Annotated in this window: 24 protein-coding genes; 11 read left to right on the top strand and 13 right to left on the bottom strand. The window is 71.9% G+C overall.

Annotated features, from left to right (window positions below):
- Window positions 1-41: 41 nt before the first annotated feature.
- Window positions 42-707, bottom strand: a complete 666-nt coding sequence (locus ACP7TJ_RS00345) for a TetR/AcrR family transcriptional regulator (RefSeq protein WP_266394194.1) — start codon at window positions 705-707, stop codon at window positions 42-44.
- A gap of 98 nt (window positions 708-805) precedes the next feature.
- Here ACP7TJ_RS00345 and ACP7TJ_RS00340 point away from each other — a divergent pair, with 98 nt between their 5' ends.
- Window positions 806-1,708: an SDR family NAD(P)-dependent oxidoreductase gene (locus tag ACP7TJ_RS00340; RefSeq protein ID WP_427761615.1), complete on the top strand. Its 903-nt coding sequence runs from the start codon at window positions 806-808 to the stop codon at window positions 1,706-1,708.
- 60 nt (window positions 1,709-1,768) lie between these two features.
- Here the strand turns inward: ACP7TJ_RS00340 and ACP7TJ_RS00335 are convergent, their stop codons facing one another.
- Window positions 1,769-2,647, bottom strand: a complete 879-nt coding sequence (locus ACP7TJ_RS00335) for an SGNH/GDSL hydrolase family protein (protein WP_093769597.1) — start codon at window positions 2,645-2,647, stop codon at window positions 1,769-1,771.
- A 265-nt stretch (window positions 2,648-2,912) separates the two neighbouring features.
- Between ACP7TJ_RS00335 and ACP7TJ_RS00330 the strand changes: the two genes are divergently transcribed.
- A complete protein-coding gene (locus ACP7TJ_RS00330) occupies window positions 2,913-3,470 on the top strand; it encodes a TetR family transcriptional regulator (RefSeq protein ID WP_093769596.1) in 558 nt (185 codons plus the stop codon).
- A 31-nt stretch (window positions 3,471-3,501) separates the two neighbouring features.
- On the opposite strand, the gene ACP7TJ_RS00325 is transcribed toward ACP7TJ_RS00330, so the two are convergent.
- The 3 genes from ACP7TJ_RS00325 to ACP7TJ_RS00315 all read right to left on the bottom strand — a co-directional run bounded on the left by ACP7TJ_RS00325 (window position 3,502) and on the right by ACP7TJ_RS00315 (window position 7,613).
- On the bottom strand, window positions 3,502-3,978 hold the full coding sequence (locus tag ACP7TJ_RS00325) for a (2Fe-2S)-binding protein (RefSeq protein WP_093769595.1): 477 nt from the start codon (window positions 3,976-3,978) through the stop codon (window positions 3,502-3,504).
- Window positions 3,979-3,995: 17 nt separating this feature from the next.
- Window positions 3,996-6,305 carry a molybdopterin cofactor-binding domain-containing protein gene (locus ACP7TJ_RS00320; RefSeq protein ID WP_427761612.1) on the bottom strand — a complete coding sequence of 770 codons (2,310 nt, stop codon included), beginning with the start codon at window positions 6,303-6,305 and terminating at the stop codon, window positions 3,996-3,998.
- A gap of 84 nt (window positions 6,306-6,389) precedes the next feature.
- Window positions 6,390-7,613, bottom strand: a complete 1,224-nt coding sequence (locus tag ACP7TJ_RS00315) for an oxygenase MpaB family protein (protein WP_427761610.1) — start codon at window positions 7,611-7,613, stop codon at window positions 6,390-6,392.
- A gap of 225 nt (window positions 7,614-7,838) precedes the next feature.
- Between ACP7TJ_RS00315 and ACP7TJ_RS00310 the strand changes: the two genes are divergently transcribed.
- The gene (locus ACP7TJ_RS00310) at window positions 7,839-8,612 is read left to right on the top strand and encodes an AMP-binding protein (RefSeq protein WP_427761608.1); all 774 of its coding nucleotides are present in this window, start codon (window positions 7,839-7,841) and stop codon (window positions 8,610-8,612) included.
- A gap of 125 nt (window positions 8,613-8,737) precedes the next feature.
- Window positions 8,738-9,217 (top strand): GNAT family N-acetyltransferase, encoded by a 480-nt coding sequence (locus ACP7TJ_RS00305; protein ID WP_093769592.1) that lies wholly within the window; start codon window positions 8,738-8,740, stop codon window positions 9,215-9,217.
- 83 nt (window positions 9,218-9,300) lie between these two features.
- Here the strand turns inward: ACP7TJ_RS00305 and ACP7TJ_RS00300 are convergent, their stop codons facing one another.
- The 5 genes from ACP7TJ_RS00300 to ACP7TJ_RS00280 form a co-directional block, all read right to left on the bottom strand.
- Entirely contained in the window at window positions 9,301-9,711 is a 411-nt protein-coding gene (locus tag ACP7TJ_RS00300; RefSeq protein ID WP_093769591.1) for a RidA family protein, read from the bottom strand.
- A gap of 94 nt (window positions 9,712-9,805) precedes the next feature.
- On the bottom strand, window positions 9,806-11,182 hold the full coding sequence (locus ACP7TJ_RS00295) for a lanthionine synthetase C family protein (protein ID WP_427761605.1): 1,377 nt from the start codon (window positions 11,180-11,182) through the stop codon (window positions 9,806-9,808).
- Window positions 11,179-14,334 carry a lantibiotic dehydratase gene (locus ACP7TJ_RS00290; protein WP_427761603.1) on the bottom strand — a complete coding sequence of 1,052 codons (3,156 nt, stop codon included), beginning with the start codon at window positions 14,332-14,334 and terminating at the stop codon, window positions 11,179-11,181. Before ACP7TJ_RS00290 ends, ACP7TJ_RS00295 begins: the two co-directional genes overlap by 4 nt.
- 90 nt (window positions 14,335-14,424) lie before the next feature.
- Complete coding sequence (lanA, locus tag ACP7TJ_RS00285; protein ID WP_167744800.1) at window positions 14,425-14,586, bottom strand: SCO0268 family class II lanthipeptide; 162 nt, start codon at window positions 14,584-14,586, stop codon at window positions 14,425-14,427.
- 462 nt (window positions 14,587-15,048) lie between these two features.
- Complete coding sequence (locus ACP7TJ_RS00280) at window positions 15,049-15,840, bottom strand: hypothetical protein (protein WP_427761601.1); 792 nt, start codon at window positions 15,838-15,840, stop codon at window positions 15,049-15,051.
- Window positions 15,841-15,971: 131 nt separating this feature from the next.
- On the opposite strand from ACP7TJ_RS00280, the gene ACP7TJ_RS00275 reads away from it, so the two are divergent.
- The 6 genes from ACP7TJ_RS00275 (at window position 15,972) to ACP7TJ_RS00250 (ending at window position 19,613) form a co-directional block, all read left to right on the top strand.
- Window positions 15,972-16,493, top strand: a complete 522-nt coding sequence (locus ACP7TJ_RS00275; RefSeq protein ID WP_404715514.1) for a winged helix-turn-helix transcriptional regulator — start codon at window positions 15,972-15,974, stop codon at window positions 16,491-16,493.
- Window positions 16,494-16,503: 10 nt separating this feature from the next.
- A complete protein-coding gene (locus tag ACP7TJ_RS00270) occupies window positions 16,504-17,388 on the top strand; it encodes an MBL fold metallo-hydrolase (RefSeq protein WP_403451302.1) in 885 nt (294 codons plus the stop codon).
- A 30-nt stretch (window positions 17,389-17,418) separates the two neighbouring features.
- Window positions 17,419-18,036 carry a dihydrofolate reductase family protein gene (locus ACP7TJ_RS00265; RefSeq protein ID WP_189909329.1) on the top strand — a complete coding sequence of 206 codons (618 nt, stop codon included), beginning with the start codon at window positions 17,419-17,421 and terminating at the stop codon, window positions 18,034-18,036.
- A gap of 41 nt (window positions 18,037-18,077) precedes the next feature.
- Window positions 18,078-18,614: a kinase gene (locus ACP7TJ_RS00260; protein ID WP_427761599.1), complete on the top strand. Its 537-nt coding sequence runs from the start codon at window positions 18,078-18,080 to the stop codon at window positions 18,612-18,614.
- A gap of 82 nt (window positions 18,615-18,696) precedes the next feature.
- The gene (locus ACP7TJ_RS00255) at window positions 18,697-19,152 is read left to right on the top strand and encodes an excalibur calcium-binding domain-containing protein (protein ID WP_228919067.1); all 456 of its coding nucleotides are present in this window, start codon (window positions 18,697-18,699) and stop codon (window positions 19,150-19,152) included.
- 152 nt (window positions 19,153-19,304) lie between these two features.
- Window positions 19,305-19,613, top strand: coding sequence for a hypothetical protein (locus ACP7TJ_RS00250; protein WP_093769584.1), 309 nt, complete (start codon window positions 19,305-19,307; stop codon window positions 19,611-19,613).
- A 46-nt stretch (window positions 19,614-19,659) separates the two neighbouring features.
- On the opposite strand, the gene ACP7TJ_RS00245 is transcribed toward ACP7TJ_RS00250, so the two are convergent.
- Both ACP7TJ_RS00245 and ACP7TJ_RS00240 read right to left on the bottom strand, forming a co-directional pair.
- Window positions 19,660-21,327: a RecQ family ATP-dependent DNA helicase gene (locus tag ACP7TJ_RS00245; RefSeq protein ID WP_427761596.1), complete on the bottom strand. Its 1,668-nt coding sequence runs from the start codon at window positions 21,325-21,327 to the stop codon at window positions 19,660-19,662.
- Between the two features lie 108 nt (window positions 21,328-21,435).
- Window positions 21,436-21,636, bottom strand: a complete 201-nt coding sequence (locus tag ACP7TJ_RS00240; protein WP_093769908.1) for a DUF2191 domain-containing protein — start codon at window positions 21,634-21,636, stop codon at window positions 21,436-21,438.
- Between the two features lie 179 nt (window positions 21,637-21,815).
- On the opposite strand from ACP7TJ_RS00240, the gene ACP7TJ_RS00235 reads away from it, so the two are divergent.
- Window positions 21,816-22,199, top strand: coding sequence for a hypothetical protein (locus tag ACP7TJ_RS00235; RefSeq protein WP_367548439.1), 384 nt, complete (start codon window positions 21,816-21,818; stop codon window positions 22,197-22,199).
- A gap of 10 nt (window positions 22,200-22,209) precedes the next feature.
- On the opposite strand, the gene ACP7TJ_RS00230 is transcribed toward ACP7TJ_RS00235, so the two are convergent.
- On the bottom strand, window positions 22,210-23,328 hold the full coding sequence (locus ACP7TJ_RS00230; RefSeq protein WP_367448134.1) for a M23 family metallopeptidase: 1,119 nt from the start codon (window positions 23,326-23,328) through the stop codon (window positions 22,210-22,212).
- Between the last annotated feature and the right edge of the window lie 3 nt (window positions 23,329-23,331).

Raw genomic sequence — 23,331 nt, 5'->3', positions numbered from 1 at the left:
GACTGGGATGGACGAACTCCGTTCGCCGCCACGGGTGTTGTTCAGCCGCGGGGGAGTACGCCCAGCAGCAGCGAGGTGACGGTCAGCCGCAGGGCGTCCGGCAGCTCCATGTGAAGCACACCCAGCTCGGGCTCCTCCGCGTAGGCGGCGAGGACACCGGGCGGCGGCGGGACGTACGTCCCCAGCGCGCCCGCCGTGGCCAGGGCCATCAGGCAGAACCGCTCCGCGGCGTCGCCGATCTCGGGCACATGGCGGCGCAGCAGCTCCGACATGGTCGCGAGCCTCGCGAGGGAGGCCCGCTTGTGCCGCTTGACGACCTCGACCGAGACGTTGCGCTCGAGGACGCCTCCCTGTGCGCCGAACAGATCGCAGAGCACCGTGCGCTCCGCGAGCGACCGGCTGATCACCTCGCCCAGTTGGCGCGCCCGCGTCTCGGGCGCCGCGTCCGCGTCGACCCCCTCGGCGAGCTCGTCCGCCAGGGCCTCCAGCCAGCTGCCCAGGAAGTCGTCGAGCAGTTCCAGCAGGACCGCCTCGCGCGACTCGAAGTACCGCAGAACGTTGGACTTGGCGAGGCCTACGCGCCGGCTGAGCTCGTTGAGGCTGACCTCCGCCACCGGCATCTCGTCGAGCATCGCAGCCGTCGTGTCCAGGATCGCCCTGCGGCGGATCGCCCGTTGCTCCTCACTTCGCGCCCGCTGGAAGGTCATGCCCGCAGCTTAACTTAAAGACCACCGGTTCCTTGACATCGGACCGCCGGTCTCTTACGTTGACTGATAACAGACCGACGGTTTCTTAGGGGTGCGTGATGAGTGAACGCTGGGATGAACGGAACATTCCCGACCAACGCGGCCGGGTGGCGATCGTGACCGGCGCCAACACCGGGCTCGGCTTCGAGACGGCACGGATGCTCGCCGAGCGGGGCGCCACGGTGGTCCTGGCCGTCCGGGACGTCGAGAAAGGCAAGCAGGCCGCCGCCCGCATCTCCGGCGACGTCGGCGTGCAGGCCCTCGACCTGGCCTCCCTCGACTCGGTCCGGTCCGCGGCCGCCGACCTGCGCGCCGTGCATCCGCGCATCGACCTGCTGATCAACAACGCGGGCGTGATGTACCCGCCGAAGCGGACCACCGCCGACGGCTTCGAGCTGCAGTTCGGCACGAACCACCTGGGCCACTTCGCCCTCACCGGCCTGCTGCTCGACCGGCTCCTCGACGTCCCCGGCTCCCGCGTCGTCACGGTCAGCAGCGGCGGCCACCGCATCCGCGCCGCCCTCCACTTCGACGACCTGAACTGGGAGCGTTCGTACAGCCGCGTGGCCGCGTACGGCCAGTCCAAGCTGGCCAACCTGATGTTCACCTACGAACTGCAGCGCCGGCTCGCCTCGCGGGGCACCACGGTCGCGGTGGCCGCTCATCCCGGCGTGTCGAACACCGAGCTCATCCGCAACTCGCCTGCGGTGTTCCGCCTGCCCGTCACCTGGCTCGCGCCGCTGCTCACGCAGAACGCCGCGATGGGAGCCCTGCCGACGGTCCGCGCCGCCACCGATCCCGAGGTGCGCGGCGGCCAGTACTACGGCCCCGCCGGCCGCCTGGAGATCCGCGGCCACCCGACGCTGGTGCGATCGAGCCGCGACTCCCACGACCGGGCCGTCCAGCAACGCCTGTGGACCGTCTCCGAGGAGCTCACGGGGGTCACGTTCCCCGTGGTGTGAACGGCCCGTTCTCCCGCGAGGGGTGAACGGACCGTTCGCCGGAGGCGTCGCGGGACGGCCTCACCGCAGCCCGAGAACCTCCATCGTGTGCTCGGCCATCCGCCGCTCCCCGAGGGCGTTCGGGTGGACGGGCACCAGGCTTGTGCCGAACAGCAGCGGCTCGACCCAGCGGGTGCCGGGAGGCGTGCACGCGTCGTGGCCGTCGGAGACCTCGGAGAAGTCGACGAAGGTCGCGCCCGTCTCCTTGCTGGCGCGTTCGACCGCCGTGTTCAGGTGGGTCTGCACGTCGCGCAGGTACGGCACGTCACCGGAGGCGATCGGCAGCTTCAGATAGCACGACGGGTCGGCCTTCGCCGGGGTGATCCAGGGGTAACCCAGCACCGCCACGCGGGCGTTGGGCGCCTTGGCGCGTACGGCCAGCAGGGCGTTCTTCAGCGCGGGGTACGTGTTCTTCTCGATCTGGTCGTTGAAGGTCGAGCCGTACTTGTCCTTGCACGGGCTGCCCTGGCCCCCGGTCAGCAGACCCGCGCTGCCGCAGGACGTGATGGCGTTGATGAAGGTGCCGTTGTCGTTGCCGCCGATGGTCAGCGTCACCAGGTCGGTGTCGGCGCTGAGCGCGTTCACCTGGGGCGGGACGCCCAGGTACTGCGACGAGGTGAAGTCCTTGGTCTGGGCGGCGCCGCAGGTCACGTCCTTGAGGCGGGCGCCGGTCCGGTCCGCGATCACATGAGGGTAGTTCGCGGTGGACCGCAGGCACAGCAGGTTGCTCGTGTCCACGGGCAGGACGCCCGAGCCGGCGCTGTAGCTGTCGCCGAGGGCGACGTACTGCAGCGGGTCGGACGCCTGGGCCGTGCCGCCGGCCGTGAGGCTCAGGGCGAGCGCACCGGCGAGCGCGCATGATGTGGCCATGACATTACGGCGCGAGACATGCTTCTGCATGTGATCCCTTTCCGGAGGGGAGGGCGGGGCTGCGGGTGCGGCGGGCGGCACGGCGTGCCGGTGGAGGGCGGGGCGTCGAGGGCGGGGAAGAGAACCTGGTCGAACGGTTACCGGCTGGTTCTACCGTCAAGTAATGTGCAGCCGCCCCGAGCCGGAGTCAACATTGTTGACCGAACTTCTCGAAACACGCACGCAATCTGCGGCCGGCCCCTGTGAATGTGTGAACGCGCAGGTGCGAAGCACACGGCCCCCTATCCTGACCCGCATGCTGCAGACCGGCTCCAGCGTGTCGACCCGCGAGTCCATCCACTCGGCCGCCGCCCAGCTCTTCCGGAGCAGGGGCTACTCACGGACCACCGTCCGCCAGATCGCCGCCGAGGCCGGCACGGACCCCGCCCTGGTGATCCGTCACTTCAAGAGCAAGGAACTGCTGTTCCTGGAGACGATGCACCTGACGCTCGACGACGAACCGCTGCTCGACGTACCACTGGAGCGCCTGGGCGAACGCCTCGCCGAACTCCTCCTCGACCTCGGCGGCTCCGCACGCGGTGTCTTCCTCGCACTGGTTCACGGCAGCAATGAACCGCACATCCACGACCGGTTGAGGGACACGCACGAGCATCTCTTCGTCGAGCCCCTGCGCCGCCGGCTCTCCGGTCCCGACGCCGGTATCCGCGCGCGCATGGCGGCCGCCGTGGCGGGAGGACTCCTCTACGCCCTGTGGGTGGCCGGGGACCAGGGCCTGCTCCGCATGGACCGCGCGGAACTGGTGGCGCGGTACGGCACCCTCCTCCAGGATGTGCTGACTCCCCGGACGTCCTGACCGCGCCGGGGAGCGGTCCGCGGACCACCCCTCACATCCTCCCGGCCGCCGACCTGATCGCCTCGCGGATCCGCGGGTACGTGCCGCAGCGGCAGATGTTGCGGATGCCGTCCAGATCCTCGTCCGTGACCTCGCGGCCCTCCTCCGCGACGCGGCGGACCAGCGCGACCGCCGCCATGATCTGCCCCGGCTGGCAGTAGCCGCACTGCGCCACGTCCTGCTCCAGCCACGCCTCCTGCATCGGATGCAGTTCCGCGTCCACCGTGTCGGCGAGCCCCTCGATGGTGGTGATCTCGTCGGTCGGCTTCAGGGCGCCGACGGGGACCGCACAGGGGTTCACCGCACGGCCGTTGAGATGGCTCGTGCACGCCTTGCAGACGTTGATGCCGCACCCGTACTTGGGCCCGGTCACGCCCAGGACGTCGCGCAGCACCCACAACAGCCGCTCGTCGTCCCGCACATCGACGGTGACCTCTTCGCCGTTCAGACGGAACGTGTGCTTCGGCATGAGGGCTCCAGGGGTCTTCAGCGGACGTGGTCGAGGCCGTCGGCCGGGGACGCGGGAATGGGCGGGACGGTCGGTTTCGGGTCGAAGGAGAGGGTGCCGTGGTTGACGGGGAAAGTGGTGGGCATCGTGCCGGTCGCACGTCCGTAGGCACACGCCACCGCCGCCATCGACGCGGCGACACCCAGCTCACCCGCCCCGCCCGGCTCGCCGGTGGTGTCCGGCATGACGATCACGTCGAACTCCAGTGGGGTGTTCCACTGCCGGGTGTAGAAGTAGTTGTCCCAGCTCGCCTCGAGGAAGTGACCGTCGCGCAGGTGGAGTCCTGAGGTCAGGGTCTGGGCGATGCCGTCCATCAGACAGCCCATCATCTGTGCTTCCAGGCCGCGCGGGTTGACGGTCAGCCCGACGTCCACCACGACGACCGCCTTGGTGACCCGCGGACCGGTCACGCCGTCGCGCACCCGCCGGTTCACCGTCTCCGGCCGGCAGTCGATCTCCACCAGCACCGCGTTGGCCGAGTGGTACTCGGTGTGGAGCGCGATGCCCTGCGCCATGCCGTCCGGCATCGTCCGGCCCCAGTCACCGGCCTCCGCCGCCTTGTCCAGCACGGCCCGGGCGCGGTCGTCCCGCAGGAACCGACGCCGGAACGTGTACGCGTCCTTGCCCGTCCTCGCGGCGAGCCGGTCCACGATCAGCTCCCGCGCACACGTGACGTCGGGGGAGTAGACGTTGCGCATGCTGCCGGTGTTGAAGCCCTTGTCCGTCTCGGCCAGCAGCCGGCTGTTCACTCCGAAGTCGTACGGCATCGACTGCGACAGCTGGAAGAACGTCTCGGAGAACCCGATGTCCCCGACCGGCAGCCGGGCCGCCATCGCCGTCAGCAGCTCGCCCAGGCCGTGGCCGAGGTCCGTAGAGACGCTCGTGTGCCGCTGCCTGTAGCCGAGGACGGTGTCTCCCGCGTACGCGACCCGCACCCGGGAGATCGCCATCGGATGGGTGCGGCCCTGACGGGAGTCGTCCGCGCGGTGCCACATCAGCTTGACGGGCCTGCCCGCCCTCTGCGACACCTCGGCGGCCTCCAGCGCGGCGTCGAAGAACAGCTTCCGACCGAACGAGCCACCGCCCTCGGTGACATGCACCTTCACCGCGGCGACCGGCAGCCGCAGCCGGGCCGCGATGGTCTGCCGGGCGACGATCGGCGACTTCAGGGAGGACCAGATCTCCGCGCGGTCCGGACGGACGTCGGCGATCGCGCAGTTGGGCTCCAGCGCGCTGTTGCTGCGGAAGTGGAAGGTGAACGAGCCTTCCACGCTCGGCGTCAACGGCGGCAGGCCCATGGGCGGTTCGGCGGCGCGCAGCTCCTCGAGCACGGAGGCGTCGGACTTGCCCTCCGCCGTCCCGGGCTTCCACGACACGCGCAGCGCCCGTACGGCGTCGATGCACCGGCCGAAGGTCTCCGCGCGCACCGCCACCCCGGTGGAGATCACCACGACGTCGGTGACCCCGGGCATGGCCCGCACCTCGTCGAGGTTGCTCACCGTGCCGGGCCTGCCGTTGATCGTGGGCGGCCGGCACACCATCGTCGGCAGCGCGCCGGGCACATCGAGGTCCAGGGTGAACTGCTTGCGCCCGGTGACCGCGGCGAGCGCGTCCACGCGGGTGTGCGGGCGGCCGACGACGGTGAACCGGTCGCGTGGCTTGAGGCTCACGGAGACCCGCTCACTCATCCGGCCCGCCGCCTTTCCGGAGAGCTCCCCGATACCCGCACTGCGGCCGTCGGGAGCGGACAGGACCCCGTCCTTCAGCGCCACGTCACCTGGTTCGACGCCGAATTCGACGGCGGCCGCGTTCAGCAGCCGCTGCCGGGCGACCGCGGCGGCGACCCGTACCGGCGTGTAGGTGGAGAAGGTCGTGTTGGAACCGCCGGTGAGCTGGTTGAACAGCAACTCCGGCCGCGCGTCGGCGAGGGTGACCCGCACCCGCTCCACCGGCACGTCCATCTCCTCGGCGATCAGCATGGCCGTCGAGGTGGTGATGCCCTGCCCGACCTCCGCGCGCGGCAGTGCGAACGACACGGTGCCGTCCTCGTTCACCTCGACCGTGATCAGACCCGAGGTCGGCAGGGCGGCGGCCGTCATCACGTCGTTGAGGTCGACCAGTTCGGTGATCTCGGGTGAGGGGATGCCGTCGGCCGCGGCTCGCGGGGCGGAGGACGTCCCGGCGGCGGCGACGAGCGTCGGGGCGGCCAGGACGTAACCGAGGAAGCGTCGTCGTCCCGGGCCGCGCGCGTCCGGCTCCGGCGTCGTCGCCATCCCGTCACCGGGCATACTGCGTCACCATCCCATCTCGGCGGGTCGGGGGCACGGGGCGCACACCTTTCCTCGCGTTCACCGGTCGCGCAAGGGGCGGCGTCAGAAGGGCCGGTTGGCGTCGGGGATCTCCAGGTGGATGGGCCGCCCCTCGGACATGAACAGCAGGACGAACTTGCGCAGGGCCTCCTCCAGCGTCCACGCGATGGACGGCACCCCGGGCAGCGGGATCAGCCCCTCGCGGAACGCCACCACCAGCGGCCAGGCCGAGCTGACCACGGGCTGCAGGATGGGCTCCCGGTCCAGCCCGATCAGATCGCCGACCCGGTCACCGACGATGTACCGGGAGAACGCGTTGATCAGCGGCTCGGTGAGCCCGGCGTCGACCTCCGCGATGATGCCGAGGAGCGCGTCCGTGAGCGCGGCGCCCTCCGGGGTGTGGTCGACGATCGGGTCGAGGACCTGCCTCGACTGGGCGTTCGCCGCCGCCCAGGTGGCCGGGATGTACTCGTCCCGGATGCCCAGCATGTGCGCGCTCACCTGCCACACGTGCAGGAAGCCCTCCGACTCCGTCTCCGTGATCGGGACCCTCCAGTCGCGCAGCTTGCCCATGACGTACGTCGGCAGGCTGTGCCAGGTGACCATCATGTCCGCCTGGCTGATCGGGACGGTCTGGCCGCCGCTGGTCCGGGACCAGCCCGGGGACCGCGGCAGCAGATGCCGAACAGCCGCGTGCACCAGCCGCGTGCGCACCGACGTCGCGATCATTCCGCCCTGCGGCCTGTACGCGTACACGTCCCCGACGTCGTACCCGAGCTGGGCGGTCTTGGCGACCCGGTCCTTCATGTCCGCGCCGCCCTTGGAGTAGTACACGGCGCGCGCCTCGCGGGGGATGGCGGTGCTCAGCAGCCCACTGCCCAGGCCGTACAGGACGCCGGTGTACAGCCCTTTCCTGCGGGTGAAGTCGACCGCGTCCTGGAGCTTCTCGGTGTCGGCCCAGGAGGGCAGCTTGCGCGCCTCCTCCATCCAGTCCCGCAGTTCGGCGGGGAGCCCGTCGGGCAGCGGCTGGTCGTTGCGCACCCAGTTCCGCAGCAGGTCGTTGACGCGCGGCACCTGACCCCGTTCGATCACCTCGGCGATGATCGCGTCGACCTCGTCGTCCCACACCCAGTCCGGGTCGACGCCGGCTCCGCGGCCCGCCACCGAGTCGGACGGCGACCACGTCCACAGCGACCGGGCCCGCGCCGGCGACGCCATGCCCAGCGCCCCGAACGCGCCCAGCGCGCCGCCCGCGATCAGTAGTCTCCGCCTGTTGACGTCGGTCATGCTGCTACTCCTCGTCTCGTCCCGGTCGTTGTCCCCGTGGTCCGCGGCTGTACCCAGTTGGTACGCTGAAACACATTCAGTATCGCTGTATCGTCGCGCCCCCAGGGGAGCACAGACGGCGCATGAACGCCAGAGGTGCGACCGGATCTGTTGACACCCCGTCAACAGTGGTCCACCGTGTGCCGCCCCGGGAGTCCGCAGACCCGCGCGATGGAGGGAGCCCCCGTGGCCGCACCGGAGCAACTGCACGAGACCGAGGAGGGGTTGACGATCCCTCGACTGCTGCGCGAGAACGCGCGACGGCACCCGGACCGGCCGGCACTCACCACCGGTACCGGCCCCGACGACGGCACGCTGACCTGGTTCCAGCTGCGCGCCGAGGTGGCCGCGCTGACTCGCGGACTGGCCGCCGCGGGCCTGCGGCGGGGCGAGCGGATGCTCATCGCCATGTCCCGGCGGGCCGAACACTGGGTCGCCGACCTGGCCGCCGTCCACCTCGGGGCTCTGCCCTGCGGCACCTACGACACCCTGAGCACGGAGCAGATCCGCCGCGTCGCCCGGCACAGCGCGGCCACCGTCGTGGTCCTGGAGGGCGAGGAACAGATGCGGTGCTGGGGGCCCGTGCTCGACGACCTGCCGGACCTGCGTGCCGCGATCGTCCTGGACTGGCGCGCCGCGCCGGAGGGCGACAGACGGTTCGTGAGCTACCAGGCAGTCCGCGGCGCGGGACCGCTGGACGCCGACACGTTCGAGGCACTGACGGACGAGATCACCACCGACGAACCGCTGACGGTGGTGTACACGTCGGGCACGACGGGGGAGCCGAAGGGGGTGGTGCTCACCCACCGCGACGTCATCCACGGGTCGTTCACGCAGAACCAGGTGCTCCAGGACCCGGACCGCCCCCGGACCGTCGCGTACCTGCCGCCGGCCCACATCGCCGAGCGGGTGCTCGGCATCTACCTGCCGATCTGCACCGCGGGCCACGTCACCATCTGACGCGACCCGGTGCGGCTCGCCGCCACGCTGCTGCATGTGCGCCCGCACGCTTCCTTCGGCGTCCCCCCGCTTCCGTTCCGCGGCCGGAAGAACTCGGGTGCGATCGGCGTCGAGCCTCTGCGAGCATGCGTGCCGTGGAGATCAACGATGTCGTCCTGCGCCGTGCTACCGGCCCCGACGCCGCGGCGGTGGCCGAGGTGTGGCTGCGGTCCTTCACGGCGGCGCTGCCGCGCGTGCGCCGGGCGCATACGGACGACGAGGTGCGGGCCTGGATCCGCGAGGTGGTCGTTCCCGGCCAGGAGACCTGGGTGGCGACGGTGGACGACTCGGTCGTCGCCATGATGGTGCTGGACGGCGACGACCTGGACCAGCTCTACGTCGACCCGGCCCGGCAGGGCAGAGGCATCGGCGGACGCCTCGTGGACCTCGCGAAGGAGCGGAGCCCGTCGGGGCTGACGCTGTGGACGTTCCAGGTCAACGAGGTGGCGCGTCGTTTCTACGAGCGGCACGGTTTCGTGGCGGGGGAGTGGACCGACGGTCTGCGGAACGAGGAACGTGAGCCGGATGTCCGGTACGTGTGGCGCCCCCACCGGCCAGGGCGCTGACGTCGCCTGCGTGGGCCTGGCCGGTGGCAGCCCACCGGGAGACCAGCCTGGCGGCCACGCGTTCCGGCGTCCGGGCCCCGTGGTCAGCGGGGCAGGGCCGCTGTCAGGTCGACCTCGACGAGTTGCCCGGAGAAGCCGAGCCGGGCGACTCCCAGCAGCGTGCTCGCGGTGGTGAACGCCGGTCCGACGACCGATGCGGTCAGGCGTCGCCAGGCGGCGCCCAGGACCGGTCCGTCGTCGCTGACCACGTAGATCACGGAGCGGACGACGTGTTCCGGCCCGGCGCCCACCGCGCTCAGGGCCGCGAGAGCGTTGGCCGCCACCTGGTCGATCTGGGCGTCCAGATCACCCGGCCCCACGAGCTCCCCCGCCTCGTCGAGCGGGCACTGCCCCGCGAGGTAGGCCGTCGGTCCCGCCTCCACGACGGTGATGTGGTGGTACCCCGGGGTCGCGTGGAGCTGAGGCGGATTGATGCGCGTGATCTGGCCCGTCATGGGGCGAGAGTCTGTCGCCAGGACCGGCCCCGGCGCATCACATTTTCCGCCGGGCCGGCTGCCTCGGGCTCGGCGGCGGAGGGACATCGCCTCATCAGGCCAGCAACAACGGCATGTCCCAGTCGGCCGGTGTGCCGCCCACCGCGTACGAGTCCAGCGCGAGCGCGACCCCGGCGGCGCCGTCCAGATAGCCGGACACGTCGGACCCGAACGGCGCCTTCGTCATCGTGAACCGCAGCCCGAACGGCAGTGCCGGATCGAAGGCGGAGACGAGTTCGGCGGCGATGCCGTCCCGCAGTCCGTCCAGCCGCGGGTCCTGCCACTCGTCGTTGAGCCGGCCGAGCTGGTGCAGAGCCCCGGCCCAGCCGTGGCACAGAGCATGGTCGTTGATTCCCCAGTCCGACCGGGGGAGGGCGAGCAGCCGGTCCACCGAGGCGCGGGCCAGGTCCGAGAAGTCCGTCCGGCCGAGAGCCCGCCCCGCCAGTTGCAGAGCACGGGAGACCCCAGGAGCCCCGTAGCACCAGGCCGGCCACTTGGCGGTGCCGTCATAGGCGGCTGGTCCGCGCCGCCACTCGGCGAAGGAGAGGTAGCCGGGCCAGAAGACACCGTGCCGGTCCGCCACCGCCCAGGTCCGCAGCAGTCCGGCCGTCGCCTCCATCGCCTCCCGCTGCCCCGGCACCCGCACGCCCTGCTCCCATGCCAGGGCCATCAACGCGAGCGGTCCGGCAACGCCGTGCGACAGACCGAGGTTGAGGTGACCCCCGGGAAACGCCCCCTCCGAACCGATCCGAGGCGCGTCCAACGCCCACCAGCGCGGCACGAGTGCGCCCTGATGCTCCACGGTGCCCAGCGACAGACGCACGAGGTGGTCCAGCACCGCCGTCAGCGGCTCTTCGCAGGTCTCCGCACGGGCCAGCAGATAGCGGCCGACTCCGCTCAGTCCACGGACCACTTCGTAGTGTCCGATGGTCGGCAACGGCCGGTCCTCGACGGGCGGCAGGACCGTCCTCACGAGATCACGCTGGTAGGCGTCGAACCGGTCGAGCGCGGAGACGTACCCGCCGGTGGTGCGGTGGGCGACCAGCACGGCGCACGCCAGGGCGCCGGGCCCCTTGAAGATCCCGCTCGCGGTGCCGCGCGCCCCCGGGACGGCACGCGTGCCCGCCGTCAGGTACGCATGGGCGCGCGGAACCTGCCGCGCGGTGTCACGGGCGGCCCCCGCGAAAGCGAGTGCCAGTCCGGGACTGCCGCTGCCCAGGGTCAGCTCCGCCCAGACCGGCTCGGCGACCCCGTCGTCCGCGGCCTCGGCCGGGATGCGGGTGGCCGCCATGGTGGCGGCGGGGTCCGCCAGCCGTTCCAGGATCTCGGACGACACCGCCCCGGCCCGCTCCCGCAGGCCGTGAGCCGCTTCACCGCCCCCGCGCTCCCGAGTCCCGCCGCCGGTGGTGGTCACGTCCGCCGCCCCGCTCATCGACCGCTCCCGTCGCCGCCCACGCCCCCGCCGCCATGCCGGCGTCGCCCGAGGTGACTCCGTACCGCACCCCGCAGCACCGCGTATCCGCGGGCCTCCGCCGACCGGTCGATGCCGAACTGACGGTTGTGCCGCATGTGCAGCAGCGACAGCAGCGCCTCGTCGCGGTCGGCCTCCGGGGCGGAAAGGATCAACCGCCCGTACGCACGCGGCTCGTCGGACCCGGCCCACAGCGCGCCGAGCGCCGGCGCCCTCAGCGCTTCCGCGGCGGCCGCGATCACCTGCCCCGGCGTGATCAGCCGGTCGGCGAGGGTACGGTGCCGCTGGTAGACCTCGTGCTCCTCGGACTTGGTGAACATCCGGTCGACCCAGCCGTACCAGTCCCAGTCCCCGAGGGACTCGAGAAGCACCGCGTGCCCGAGCCCGGCGAGCACGTCGGAGGGAAGAGCCCGCGCCGCGCCGCGCGCGGCACGCATGTGCACGATCGCCGACAGGCTGTCCGTGCGGAACAGACGCTCGGCGGCTTCCTGGAGAGCCTCGCCCCCGTACCGGTCGCTCTCGGGCCGGTAGGTGTCGAGAGCCGTCGAACGCAGCGCCCCGCTCTCGACGAGTACGCGCGACGCACGGCTGAGCGCGGGCAGCACCCGGCCGTTCAGCGCCTCCGCGTCGCCGTGGAAGCGCAGCCGGAGATGCGGCTCGGGGTCCTGGTACCGCACGAAGAACCAACGGTCGATGTCGTCCTCGATCTCGGCGAGCACGGCGGGAAGATGATCGGCGAGCAAGGCGTCATGGGCCGACGGCTCCGCGTACCACTTGACGAACAGCCAGTCCTCGCCCGGCAGATGGAACCGGGTGGGCGCGGGCCGGACCGGCGGTGCGGGCCGCGCCCGCTCCCCGCCTGCCGTCCGCTTGGCCCCGCCGGACCGCCGCGCCCCCGCGAGGGGCACCACGATCTCCGTACTGTGCCCGCCGTTCCAGCCGAGCCCCGCACCGCCGGCGGTCAGATCCTCGTGGAGGACGAACCGGGGGTGCGCAGCGGTCAGTTCGGTGCGCAACAGGTCCCTGTCCCACCGATCGCGCAGATCGACGGGGTACATCTGGTCGTTGCGCGCGATCTGCAGCCGGTCCGGTACGGCGAGACGCCGCCGCCAGGCGTCGAGACCCCGCTCCCACACCTCGGCGTCCTTGGCGCGCGCCGCATCGCGCAGCCGGCGCCCGGGCAGCCACCGTGCGGGCATCGCCACCACCCGGCCGTACCGCACGCGCGGCAGATACGGCAGGGTGTCGTGCCCGGCCCAGTCCCAGCCCGACCACACCCGTGGCCGTGCCGTCGCCAGATCCATCAGGAACCGTGCCACCGGCGGAGCCTGCGCGTCCAGGGCCAGCATGTGCGGCAGCACCGGCCGGACGGGACGCCCGCTCTCCGGGTGCAGCAGCCGCAGCCCGTCCGAACCGGCCGCGACGAGCAGTGAGCGCCAGTCCAGACAGCGGGGGTCGTCCCGGTCGTCGGGCACACCGACGGGGATGCGGTACGGCAGCAGCCGGGGGACCTGGACGATGTTGAGCCCGCGCGGCTCCCGGGGGAGCAGTTCCACCTGCGCCGCGATCACCTCGCCGTCGGAACCGCCGGACGTCTCGGCGGCCAGCCGGGACAGTTCGGCGGTGAGGCCGGCGGCCTCCGCGAAGCGACCCGCGGTGGCGCCGGCCGCCCACGCCCCGATGTGCGGGCTGCCGAGCAGGCGGAAGTCGCCGCGGTCCAGGGCGGCGGTGCTCTCGGCGAGCACCTGGAAGCAGAGTTCGAGGCCGCGTGGCGGCGCGGCCTCCGGATCGTGCCGGGCGACGTCCGCGAGACGCCGTACGGCATCGTCGGTCAGCACCAGGTCGCCGCCGGACAGGACGGCCTCCTGGATCAGCTCACCGACGAACGCCCGTCGCGGACCGTCCGCCTCGTCACCGGGCCCGGTGCGCGCGTACGTGGGCTCCGCGCTGTACTCCGGAGGCAGACCGAGCCCGCGGTGCGCGTCGGTCAACTCGCCCAACGGCACGGCGCAGGCGGTGCCGTACCGCTCGATGAAGCGGTCACGGTAGTCCCGCATGTACGCCAGCGTCGTCCACTCAGGGGTGATCGCCCAGATCGCGCCCGCGTACCGGCACACCTCACGCCCGACCGCCTCCGGGAGGACGAACTCGCCGGGTATGTGCAGATCCACATGCACGGGAGGCCGGGCCTGAGCGTCGCCGCCCGTGCCGGGGACGTCGAGTCGCCGCACCTCGTCCAGCAGCCGTCGCCAGGAGTCGCCGCCCCGCCCCGGGGCGTCCTCCTGGTGCCGCGCACAGGCCGCCCGGATGTCCCGCAGCGCCCGCGCGTCGTCGGGAAGCGCCTCGTCGAGCACCGTCTCGATGCCGTCGAGCAGCGCGGCGTCGATGCGGTGCGGGGTGATGGAGGTGAGGAGGAAGCCGTGCCGGACGAGTTCGGCGAGCTGACGGTCGAGCCGCCCGGCGTCCAGCGACGGGAAGCGCCCGGAGAGCGCATCGAGCAGATCGTCGTACGCCACCAGGGTGCACGCCTGCTCCCGCACCGCGCTGACCAGCGCGTTGTCCCGCACCGACTGCTCGTGCCCACCAGTGCGCAGGTACAGCCGGCCGTCCCGCAGGAAGCACAGGTCGTTGAGAACGACCTCCACGCGCCGGCGCACGGAGGGCTCGGCGAGCCAGGCCAGTACGCGACGCCGCAGCCACGCCCCGTCGAGCCGGACCGCGACCTCACCGGTCCCCGGCTCCGCCTTGGCCGCGGAACCGAACCGGGCCCTGCCCACACCCGCGAACAGACCGAACGGCGTCGGACGCGCCGCGGCCCGGCGGGCGTACCGCGTCAGGGTGCGCGCGGCGCTCACCGTCCGCTTGCGCCCCAGCGTCGCCACGCCCTCGTCACCGGTCAGACGGTCCAGACTGTGCGCCAGGGAACCGCTGGCCACCCGTACCGCCTGGCCGAGCACGGCATCGGAGGCCAGCTGCCGTGCTCCGCGCACCGGATCGGCGGCGTCGACGCCGGCCAGGGCGGTGCCGCGCGGCCGGCTCGCCATACGGACGAGCACGGGCTCCCGTACTTCGAATACTGCAGACGTCTGATGGGGTTCGGACTCCGCCGCCACGTGTGCGCTCTCCTCGTCGCCGTCGTACGGAAGAGCGGGGCGGTCCCAGCACCGCCCCGCTCGGAAGAGCCCCTGAGGGGCCTCAGCCCGTCAGCAACAGATGGGGCAGCGCGTGCCGATCGCGTAGCTGCTCGGCGAGGTGTAGGTGCCCTGCCCGAACGACTCGGCCTGCTCCGGCAGGTCGGACACGCGGAGGTCCAGGTCGAGGTCCAGCTCGGGGGCATCCTGGGACAGAACGATCTCGGTACGCATGCTTCTCCCTTGGGTGGTGGGGTGCACGGACTCGAACGTGCCGGGCCGCGGTCGCGGCCCGGACATGCGTATCCTTCGCGGCTGCCGATGATAGGTGGTAGATGAAATCACGCCATCGATCACGGCGCGGAGAGCGGACCCGCGGTGCTCACTCCGGCCACCGCGGCCGGTCGGGTCCGTCGCCGACGGCCCCCACAACTCGGCGCGCCGAGGCCGCAGTTCGTGTCACGCCGCGGTCGAGTCAATGCGGCGCCGACACGGTCGCCCCTGCGTGGAGCAAGAGTGATCGAGGGCGCGTCCGTCCGGCTGCCGCGCAGCCTCGCACGGATGCGCATGCGGCGGTTCCGGCCACTGCCCTCGGCCTCACACCGACCGTTGGCTGGTTGCCGCTCTTGCGTGCGGGGTCCCGCTTGGACGAGCCGCAGCCGGCCCTCGCAAGAAGACGACCGTCGCCTGGAGGTGTCAGAAAGGCGGGTCCTCGCTGTAACCGCCTTGCCGGGAAGCGCGAGCGGCCGCGAGGCGCGCGTAGCGCTCGCGGGCGGCAACGTCGGAGGTGTTCTCCAGTCCGCTGACGTCGTGTCCCCAGCCCTTCAGCGCGTCAAGCACGCGGTCTCGGTGATGCCGGTCGGTGCTGGTCGCCAGCAGGGACCGGGCATGTCGGGCCAGAGCGGCCTGGTGTCGGACCAGGGCGGGGTGTCCTACGAGCGGGATGGCAGCGACAAGGGCGGTGTGGCGCACACCGGCGTCGTCATGGTCGAGGAAGGCCCGAACGGCGGAGAAGATCGCCGGGCGCGCGTCCCGGAACGCACGCGTCGCCGTGTGCTCCTCGAGGTTCCCGGCACCGTGAAGGGGTTCCTCAGTGGCGACGCACCCGTCGTCGGCGTCGTAGGCGGTGTCGCCGAGCCACTTCAGCAGCCGCACGAGAGTGGGGTGCGTTGGGCGCTCACCGGAGTCGGGACCCACGTCGCCTGCTGTGACGGCCGGGTGGCCGAGGACCGCCGCGATGTAGAGCGCCACCGGCACTGTGGCCTCGTAAACGCTGTTCTGGTGCGTCACTGGTCGCAGCGCGTCCTCGACGGCGGACTGCCTGACGAGCGGGTCGGAGCTTGTCAGGAGCGCAAGCGCCGCCGGCAGGGACTCACCCGTGCCGCAGGCGGTGGCGAGCGCGGGCCAGTCCGTGCTGTCCAGCAGCGTGCGACAGGGAGGGAGCGGGGCGGGGCAGGACTGCCCGCTCCGGCTACGACTGGGGGTCACGGGCAGAGGCTATGTGGTCGCCGCGGTGCCAGTGACGTCGGGTGTGCGCCTCTGATCGGTGCCGGACGTCACAACTCTGACTTCACATTTTGAAGCCAACCCCCTGGCTTCAGTTTCCGAAGTCTGCTTACATGGAACTCATGGACGCCATGTCGCTGCCGGCCAACCGCCACTGCCCGATAGCCCGGACCCTCGCGGTACTGGGCCAGAAGTGGAACCTGCTGCTGCTGCGCGAGGCCTTCCTCGGACGCACCCGTTTCGCGGAGTTCCAGCGCATCGGCATCCCCAACGCGACCCTGGGCCAGCGCCTGAACGACCTCGTGTGCGCCGGCCTCCTGGAGCGCGTGACCTATCAGGAGGAGGGCGAACGCAGCCGTGAGGAGTACGTCCTCACGGACGTCGGCCGCGACGTCCTGCCGATCCTCGCCGCGCTCAGCGCGTGGGGGGACCGGCACCGCCCGCAGGAGACGGGGCAGGGCGTGGTCTGCACGGCCGACGGGGAGCGCCCCGTGCGGCTCGAATTCCGTGGCCCGGACGGCGAGCCGGTCGATCAGGACGCCGTCACGATCATCCGGGGCCCGGCGTACCACGCCGCCCTCGCCGCTGCCCACCGGTCGCCCGACGGTGACCGGCGGCGCGAACCCAGTCAGTGAGGAACTCATCATGCCCACCAGCGGCACCCTCGCCTACGACGTCTTCGTAGCCGACCCCATCCCGCAGAACGTCACGGAACCCGTCCCCAACGGCGACCGCCGGATGTTCTCACCCCTGTCCGTCACCCTCGTCCACGGAGAGCGGGACGCCGTCCTGGTCGATCCGCCGCTGACCACCGCCCAGGCGGAGGCGGTGGGGGACTGGGTGGCGGCCTCCGGCAAGAATCTGACCCACATCTTCGCGACCCATGGCCACGGTGATCACTGGTTCACCGCCGGCCTCATGGCGGAACGTTTCGGCGCGACCGTCGTCGCCTCCGAGGGCACGATCAAGGAGATGCACCGCAACGCGGCCATCCGCCCGCAGTTCTGGGACAAACTCTTCCCGGGACAGATCCCGGACGCCCCCGTCACCGCCGTCACCGTGCCCGGCGACCGCCTCACCCTCGAGGGCCACGAGCTGCACATCGTGGAGGTCGGCCACAGCGACACGGACGGGACGAGCGTCCTGCACGTGCCGGACCTCGGCCTCGTCGTGGCCGGTGACGTGATCTACAACGGCGTCCACCAGTACCTCGCCGAATCCGCCGACGGCGGCCGCGACGCCTGGCGGAAGGCCGTCACCGTCGTGGAGGACCTCCGTCCACGCCACATCGTCACCGGTCACAAGAACAAGGAGCTGGACGACGACGCCGCCCGCGCGATCGCCGAGACCCGCGCCTACCTCGACGCCGCCGACGAACTCCTCGCCCGGCACGACGACCCGCTCGGCTTCTTCCACGCCATGCTGGAACGCTTCCCCGACCGGCTGAACCCGGGCGCCCTCTGGGGAGGCGCGGTCGCCCTCTACAAGGAGAAGGCCCCCGCTCCCGGACGGTCGGTCGGCCGCCGATGACTTCGAGCGGCGAACCGGGTCTGCACTTGCATGACCCGCATCATCGCTGACATCTCGATCTCCCTCGACGGCTATGTGACCGGCCCCGACCCCGGTCTGCTCAACGGCCTCGGCACCGGCGGCGAGGGCCTGCACACCTGGGCGTTCTCCGGCGACCCGGAGGACCGCCGGATCGTACGCGAGACGACCGAACGCTCCGGTGCCGTCGTCCTGGGCCGCCACCTCTTCGACATCGTCGACGGCCCGAAGGGCTGGAACGACGAGTCCGGCTACGGCGCCGGTGAGGTCGGCAAGCCGGCGTTCGTCGTCCTGACGAGCCAACCGCCCGCGTCCGTACGCACGTCCGACCTCGACTGGACGTTCGTCACCACCGGTGTGCGCGACGCCGTCGCCACCGCGCGCGAACGTGCGCGGGCGGCGTCCGCGCGCAGCGGCAAGGACCTCGACGTGTACGTCATGGGCGGCGGCATCACGATCAGCTCGGCCCTCGACGCCGGGCTGATCGACGTACTGACCCTGCACCTCGCCCCCGTCGTGCTGGGCGGGGGCACACCCCTCTTCACCGGCGGGGTGGCCCGTACCCTCACGCAGCGAAGCGTGACCCGCACGTCGACGGCGACCCACATCTCCTACGACGTACCGCGCTGATCCCCCGCGGAACCCCGCCGTCCACCCGTACCGTGAAGGCCGTGAGGGCGGGTACGGAGCACACCAGGCTGGTCGTCCTGCGCGGCAACAGCGCCTCGGGGAAGTCGTCCGTCGCGGCGGGACTGCGCGCACGGTTCGGCCGCGGACTCGCCCTGGTCGCCCAGGACAACCTCCGCCGTGTCGTCCTGCGCGAGCACGACCGCCCCGGCGCGGCCACCATCGGCCTGATCGACCTCACCGCGCGCCACGCCCTGGACGCCGGCTTCCACGTCGTGGTCGAAGGCATCCTCCGCGCCGACCGCTACGGCGCCATGCTGACCCGGCTGCACACCGACCATCGCGGCCGGAGTCACGCGTACTACCTGGACGTTCCATTCGACGAGACGCTCGCCCGCCACGCCACCAAGCCGATCGCCGACACCGTCGGGGAGAGCCGGCTGCGTGAGTGGTACCGCCCGTGCGACCTTCTGCCCGGCGGCATCGAAACCGTCATCACCGCCGACAGCGCACTGCACGAAACCGTCGACCGCATCATGCGCGAGACCGGCCTGGACCGCCTTCCCTCCGTGGACTGCTGACGGGGCGCCATCGTCCAGAGAGTTCATATTTTCTTCACACAACCGCTACAGTTCGTGCTTCAACTGGCACCCGGGGGGCGTGATGACCAATCCGTACACACCAGCAGGCCGCACCGCGCCGAAGTGGGCGCGCAAGCGGTACGTGCTGCCGGCGCTCGGTCTCGCCTTCTTCATCGGCATCGGAGCGAGCGGCGAGGACAGCAGCGCGAAGGGCGACGCGAAGCCTCTGGCGGCCAAGGCCCAGCCGGCGGCGACCGTCACCGCGACGGTGACCGCCACACCGTCCGCCGCTCCGGAACCCGCCCCGACCGTGACGGTGACGGAAACGGAGACGGCCAAGGTGAAGGTGAAGGTCACCAGGACCGTGACCGCGGAACCCGTCGAGGAGGACTACAGCGGTGGCGGAGGAGGCGGAGGAAGCGTCTACTACGAGAACTGCTCTGCCGCCCGAGCCGCCGGTGCGGCACCCGTACACGTCGGCGACCCCGGCTACGGCAGCCACCTGGACCGCGACGGCGACGGCACCGGCTGCGAGTAGGCGCCGGGCATGGACGGCGGCCCCTGTGGCACTCGTCCGGTGCGGGCGGCGCTGCCGCAACGGGGCAGCGCCGCCCGCACAGGAAGAGCCGCCGAGGGCAAGGACGGTGCCGACGTGACCGGGAGCAGCTCCGCCGAGCCGGGACGCAGGCCATGAAACGCGGCGCGCGGTACGCCGTCGCCGCCTCCGGGCAGTGGACCGACGAGGAGGACGGCCGCCGCAGGCTGCCCGCCGGGGAGGTCCACGCCTGGGAGCCGGGCCGCAACGAGACCGTCTGCGGCTTGTCCCTCAGCCGTTCGCGCCTCGCGCGCTTCTCCCACGTCAGCTGGCCCGACACGTTCCCCGAGTCGGGCGGCGCGGCCGACAAGGTGCAGCGGGTGTGCCCACGCTGCGCGTCGGTGGCCGGACGCAGGGGCAGCGACGCGCGCCCACGCTGGGTGCGCGTCCGCCCGCGCCCCTGAAGCGAGCGCGACCCGACCATGTACAGGTCGGGCCGGCGCCCCACCCCTATGCGCCGGTCAGCAGGTCACCCTCCTCGACGGCCGACAGCGACAGCGTCTTGTAGCCGACCTGCTCGAACAGCACGACCACCCGGTCCTCCTCCCTGCGCATCACGGTGCCCACACCCCAATCGGCGTGCCGCACACGCTCGTTCGGCTCGTACGGCCCGGCGTCCCCGGGCGGGGGAGCGGCGTCCGGACGTCCGGCGTCCGACGCACCGGGCTCGTTGTCCAGTCGCTCGCACACGTCACAATGCCCGCACGGAACGTCGAGCTGCTCACCGAAGTAGCCGAGCAGGTACTGACGGCGACAGCTCGGCGTCTCCGCGTAGCCGCGCATCATCTCGATGCGCGAGCGGTCGATACGGCGCCGCCGCTCGAACACCTCCCCCGCCGTCTCCGCGGCTTCCTCCGCCGACCGCCCGGACACGGCCCGAACGGCACGGCGCCTCCCCTCGACGACCACGGCGCCGGCCTCTTCCAGCAGGTTCAGCAGATCGCCGGCCTTCCGGCGCGACAGCCCGCACAGCTCTGCCGTACGACTGCGGCTCTGCGGCGCGTCCCGCTCGAGCAGAGTGCTCATGATCCGTCGCAGCGCCTCGGCGTCCAGCGACCTGGACGTGAGGAACTTCTGCAGCCCCAGATCCTCGGGCCGGTAGAACAGCACGGCGTCGGCGGCCTCCCCGTCCCGGCCGGCCCGCCCGACCTCCTGGTAGTAGGAGTCGAGCGACTCGGGCACGGACGCGTGGGCGACGAATCGTACGTCGGGCTTGTCGATGCCCATCCCGAACGCCGAGGTGGCGACGACCACGGCGGGAGCGCCGTCCATGAACCCGTCCTGGATCCGCCGGCGCTCGGCGGCCTTCAGACCCGCGTGATACGCCTCGGCGTCGACTCCGTCCTGGCGCAGACGCTCGGCATACGCCTCGGCGTCCTTGCGGGTGGCGGTGTACAGGATGCCCGGGGCGGGCGCCGCCGCCGTCCAGCGGGAGACGGCTTCGCGCTTGGAGGGATCGTCGGTGTACGTGTGCACCGTCAGCCGGATGGCGGGCCGGTCCGTGCCGGTCGTCACGAGCCGAGGGTCGCGCATGTGCAGATGCTCGACGATGTCCTCCCGGACGGGAGCCGCCGCGGTCGCGGTCAGCGCGAGAACGGGCGGGCGGCCCAGCCGCTCGGCTGCCTCACCGAGGGTGAGGTAGTCCGGACGGAAGTCGTGTCCCCAGGCGGACACACAGTGGGCCTCGTCGACGACGAACAGCGACGGCCGCAGGTCACGCAGCCGCTCCAGGACATCCTTCCTGGCCAGCTGCTCGGGGGAGAGGAACAGGTACTCGGCGTCACCGTCCTCGACAGCCTGCCAGCCCTCGTCGGTCACCGACTGCGACTGCGCGGAGTTCACGGCCACGGCGTCCGGGGCCGCGCTGTCCCGCAGCCCCGTGACCTGGTCACGCTGCAGGGCGATCAGCGGCGACACGACGACGGCGGGGCCGCCGAGCAGCACGGTCGGCACCTGGTAGATCGCCGACTTGCCGGAGCCGGTGGGCATCACGACCAGCACGTCACGGCCGTCCAGCAGCCCTTGCATCGCCTCGGCCTGCTCCGCGCCCAGATCGCTCCACCCGAAACGCTCGCGGGCAACGCGACGCAGCTCGGCGCCCCGCTCCTGCTCATCCATCGCGTACGCCCCTTCCAGCCCCTGACCAGTGAGTTCCCGGCCCGGGTGCCCGCTGCGGGGGCGGGGATGCGCGATACGGCGGGCCGCCGTCGCGCGGCGGGGCGCGACTCAGCCCTCCGGCTCCCGCGGCTTGACGTCGACCTCGCGCAACCCCTGCTCCTTGAGCCCGGTACGCGCCTCCGTACGGTGCCCGCGGGCGACGTAGTCCCGCACGATCGCCTCGACCGCGTCCTGCGGCGAGCCGATCCCCGCCAGGACCATGACCTCCACCACGAGTTCGGCGTCCAGACTGATGCTGACCTTGGCCATCATGCCCCCCATCGCGTCGCGGCCCACCCTAGTGCCGACCCCGGCGCCCGCACACCGCAGCCCGGCGGCCGCGGCGACACCTTCGACCTGTCCGCACCCCCAGCACGGTTCCCCCCCGCACGCGCATCATGTTCAGGGGCCGGCTGAAGGCCCCCTGAACCACACCACCAGGAGAAGCCGTGTCGCAACCGCTCACCCCCGAGGAACACCTCGCCGCCGCCAAGGACCGGCTGCGCCTCCCGCCCGTCGTCGCGATCTGCGGCTCCACCCGCTTCATGACCGAGATGGCCGAGGCCGATGTACGGGAGACCAAGGACGGGAAGATCGTCGTCAAGCCGGGATGCGACCTGAAGACGCCGCACGCGCTCTGGGCCGGTCCTGGCGAGGCCGAGGCGCTGAAGGCGCGACTCGACGCTCTGCACCGGGCGAAGATCCGGCTCGCCGACGAGGTGCTCGTGGTCGGCGACTACATCGGGGACAGCACCCGCGCCGAAATCGCCTACGCCCGCTCGCTGGACAAGCCCGTGCGGTTCACCCACCCCGAAGTCGACCCGGGCGTCTGACCGTTCGCCCTCAGCCGCCGTCGGCGAGCCAGGCCACCGGGTCCGTGTACTGCCCGTCGAGGAGCACTTCGAAGTGGAGGTGCGGCCCCGTGGACAGCCCCGTCGAGCCGACCAGCCCCACCGCCTGGCCGTTCGACAAGCCCTGACCGGTGCTCACCTGAAGCGCCGACAGGTGACTGTAGGTGGTCTGCAGCCGCTTCCCGTCGACCGCGCCGTGGTCGATCACCACCCGGTATCCGTACGCCGGCGTCATGCCCGCGAACTCCACCACCCCGCCCCAGGCCGCCGACACCTGAGCCCCCTGCGGCGCGTCGAAGTCGACGCCCGTGTGCAGCTTCGTCACTCCCGTCAGCGGGTGCCTGCGCGAGCCGAACGGCGACGTGACGGAGAGGGTGACGACGGGCGGCTGCAGCCGCGCGCCGACGGTCTGAACGCCGCCTCCCTGCTCAGGGTTGCGCCGGACCAACGCGCTGTACTGCGGCAGCCGCTCCTTCACCTCGGACACGAACAGGCGCGCCGAGGACGGGACCTTGCCGGCCTTCGTCACCTCGTCCGCCCCGACCGCGTACGCGGCGAGCGTGAGGTCGGCGAGATCTCCGTTCACGGTGCCCTTGGTGCGCAGCGCGGTCATCCGCTTCGACAGGGAGCAGTCCTGCCGCCCCAACGCCATGATCGCGTCCACCTTGTCGAGCGGCGAGGACGTGCCGTTGCCGTCGTCGTCCCGGCCCCACTTCTTCCAACCGCCCTGCGAGAAGCGAGCGATGCCCAGCTCGGACAGGCTCGCGCTGTCGCCCTGCCACCCGGACAGCTGGTCGATGTGAGCGGCGAGGAGCGCGGGGGTGACCCCCACGGCGCAGTCGGCGGTCGCCTTGCGCAGCCAGGGAACGTAGGAACCGTCCACGTTGCTGACGGCGGACTCCGCCTGGCCCGGCGTCCGATCCTGCGGCACGGCCGTCTCACCGCCGACCAACGAGACGAACGCGAAGACCGCGCCGAGCGTCACCACGCCCGGCAGCACGATCAGCAGGCAGGCGCCAGGGCCGCGACGGCGGCGCGGTGCGGCGGTGGCAGTGGTGGAAGTCCGCGATGCGGGCTGTGCCGCGCCGCCCCCCTCGGGCACGTTCTGCATGCT

The sequence above is a fragment of the Streptomyces sp. DSM 41931 genome (assembly GCF_050271085.1).
GTDB classification, from domain to species: Bacteria; Actinomycetota; Actinomycetes; order Streptomycetales; family Streptomycetaceae; genus Streptomyces; species Streptomyces albogriseolus.
Note: the sequence above shows the minus strand (reverse complement) of the source record. Positions and strands in the feature narration are given on the sequence as shown.

What these genes read in the sequence shown, in the direction of transcription:
- ACP7TJ_RS00315 (WP_427761610.1), bottom strand. Translation starts at nt 7,613, where the DNA reads ATGACCGACGTCAACAGGCGGAGACTACTGATCGCGGGCGGCGCGCTG.
- ACP7TJ_RS00255 (WP_228919067.1), top strand. Translation starts at nt 18,697, where the DNA reads ATGACCAATCCGTACACACCAGCAGGCCGCACCGCGCCGAAGTGGGCG.
- ACP7TJ_RS00340 (WP_427761615.1), top strand. Translation starts at nt 806, where the DNA reads ATGAGTGAACGCTGGGATGAACGGAACATTCCCGACCAACGCGGCCGG.
- ACP7TJ_RS00320 (WP_427761612.1), bottom strand. Translation starts at nt 6,305, where the DNA reads ATGCCCGGTGACGGGATGGCGACGACGCCGGAGCCGGACGCGCGCGGC.
- ACP7TJ_RS00230 (WP_367448134.1), bottom strand. Translation starts at nt 23,328, where the DNA reads ATGCAGAACGTGCCCGAGGGGGGCGGCGCGGCACAGCCCGCATCGCGG.
- ACP7TJ_RS00330 (WP_093769596.1), top strand. Translation starts at nt 2,913, where the DNA reads ATGCTGCAGACCGGCTCCAGCGTGTCGACCCGCGAGTCCATCCACTCG.
- lanA (WP_167744800.1), bottom strand. Translation starts at nt 14,586, where the DNA reads ATGCGTACCGAGATCGTTCTGTCCCAGGATGCCCCCGAGCTGGACCTC.
- ACP7TJ_RS00295 (WP_427761605.1), bottom strand. Translation starts at nt 11,182, where the DNA reads ATGAGCGGGGCGGCGGACGTGACCACCACCGGCGGCGGGACTCGGGAG.
- ACP7TJ_RS00250 (WP_093769584.1), top strand. Translation starts at nt 19,305, where the DNA reads ATGAAACGCGGCGCGCGGTACGCCGTCGCCGCCTCCGGGCAGTGGACC.
- ACP7TJ_RS00345 (WP_266394194.1), bottom strand. Translation starts at nt 707, where the DNA reads ATGACCTTCCAGCGGGCGCGAAGTGAGGAGCAACGGGCGATCCGCCGC.
- ACP7TJ_RS00265 (WP_189909329.1), top strand. Translation starts at nt 17,419, where the DNA reads ATGACCCGCATCATCGCTGACATCTCGATCTCCCTCGACGGCTATGTG.
- ACP7TJ_RS00245 (WP_427761596.1), bottom strand. Translation starts at nt 21,327, where the DNA reads ATGGATGAGCAGGAGCGGGGCGCCGAGCTGCGTCGCGTTGCCCGCGAG.
- ACP7TJ_RS00325 (WP_093769595.1), bottom strand. Translation starts at nt 3,978, where the DNA reads ATGCCGAAGCACACGTTCCGTCTGAACGGCGAAGAGGTCACCGTCGAT.
- ACP7TJ_RS00305 (WP_093769592.1), top strand. Translation starts at nt 8,738, where the DNA reads ATGCGTGCCGTGGAGATCAACGATGTCGTCCTGCGCCGTGCTACCGGC.
- ACP7TJ_RS00240 (WP_093769908.1), bottom strand. Translation starts at nt 21,636, where the DNA reads ATGGCCAAGGTCAGCATCAGTCTGGACGCCGAACTCGTGGTGGAGGTC.
- ACP7TJ_RS00270 (WP_403451302.1), top strand. Translation starts at nt 16,504, where the DNA reads ATGCCCACCAGCGGCACCCTCGCCTACGACGTCTTCGTAGCCGACCCC.
- ACP7TJ_RS00275 (WP_404715514.1), top strand. Translation starts at nt 15,972, where the DNA reads ATGGAACTCATGGACGCCATGTCGCTGCCGGCCAACCGCCACTGCCCG.
- ACP7TJ_RS00335 (WP_093769597.1), bottom strand. Translation starts at nt 2,647, where the DNA reads ATGCAGAAGCATGTCTCGCGCCGTAATGTCATGGCCACATCATGCGCG.
- ACP7TJ_RS00300 (WP_093769591.1), bottom strand. Translation starts at nt 9,711, where the DNA reads ATGACGGGCCAGATCACGCGCATCAATCCGCCTCAGCTCCACGCGACC.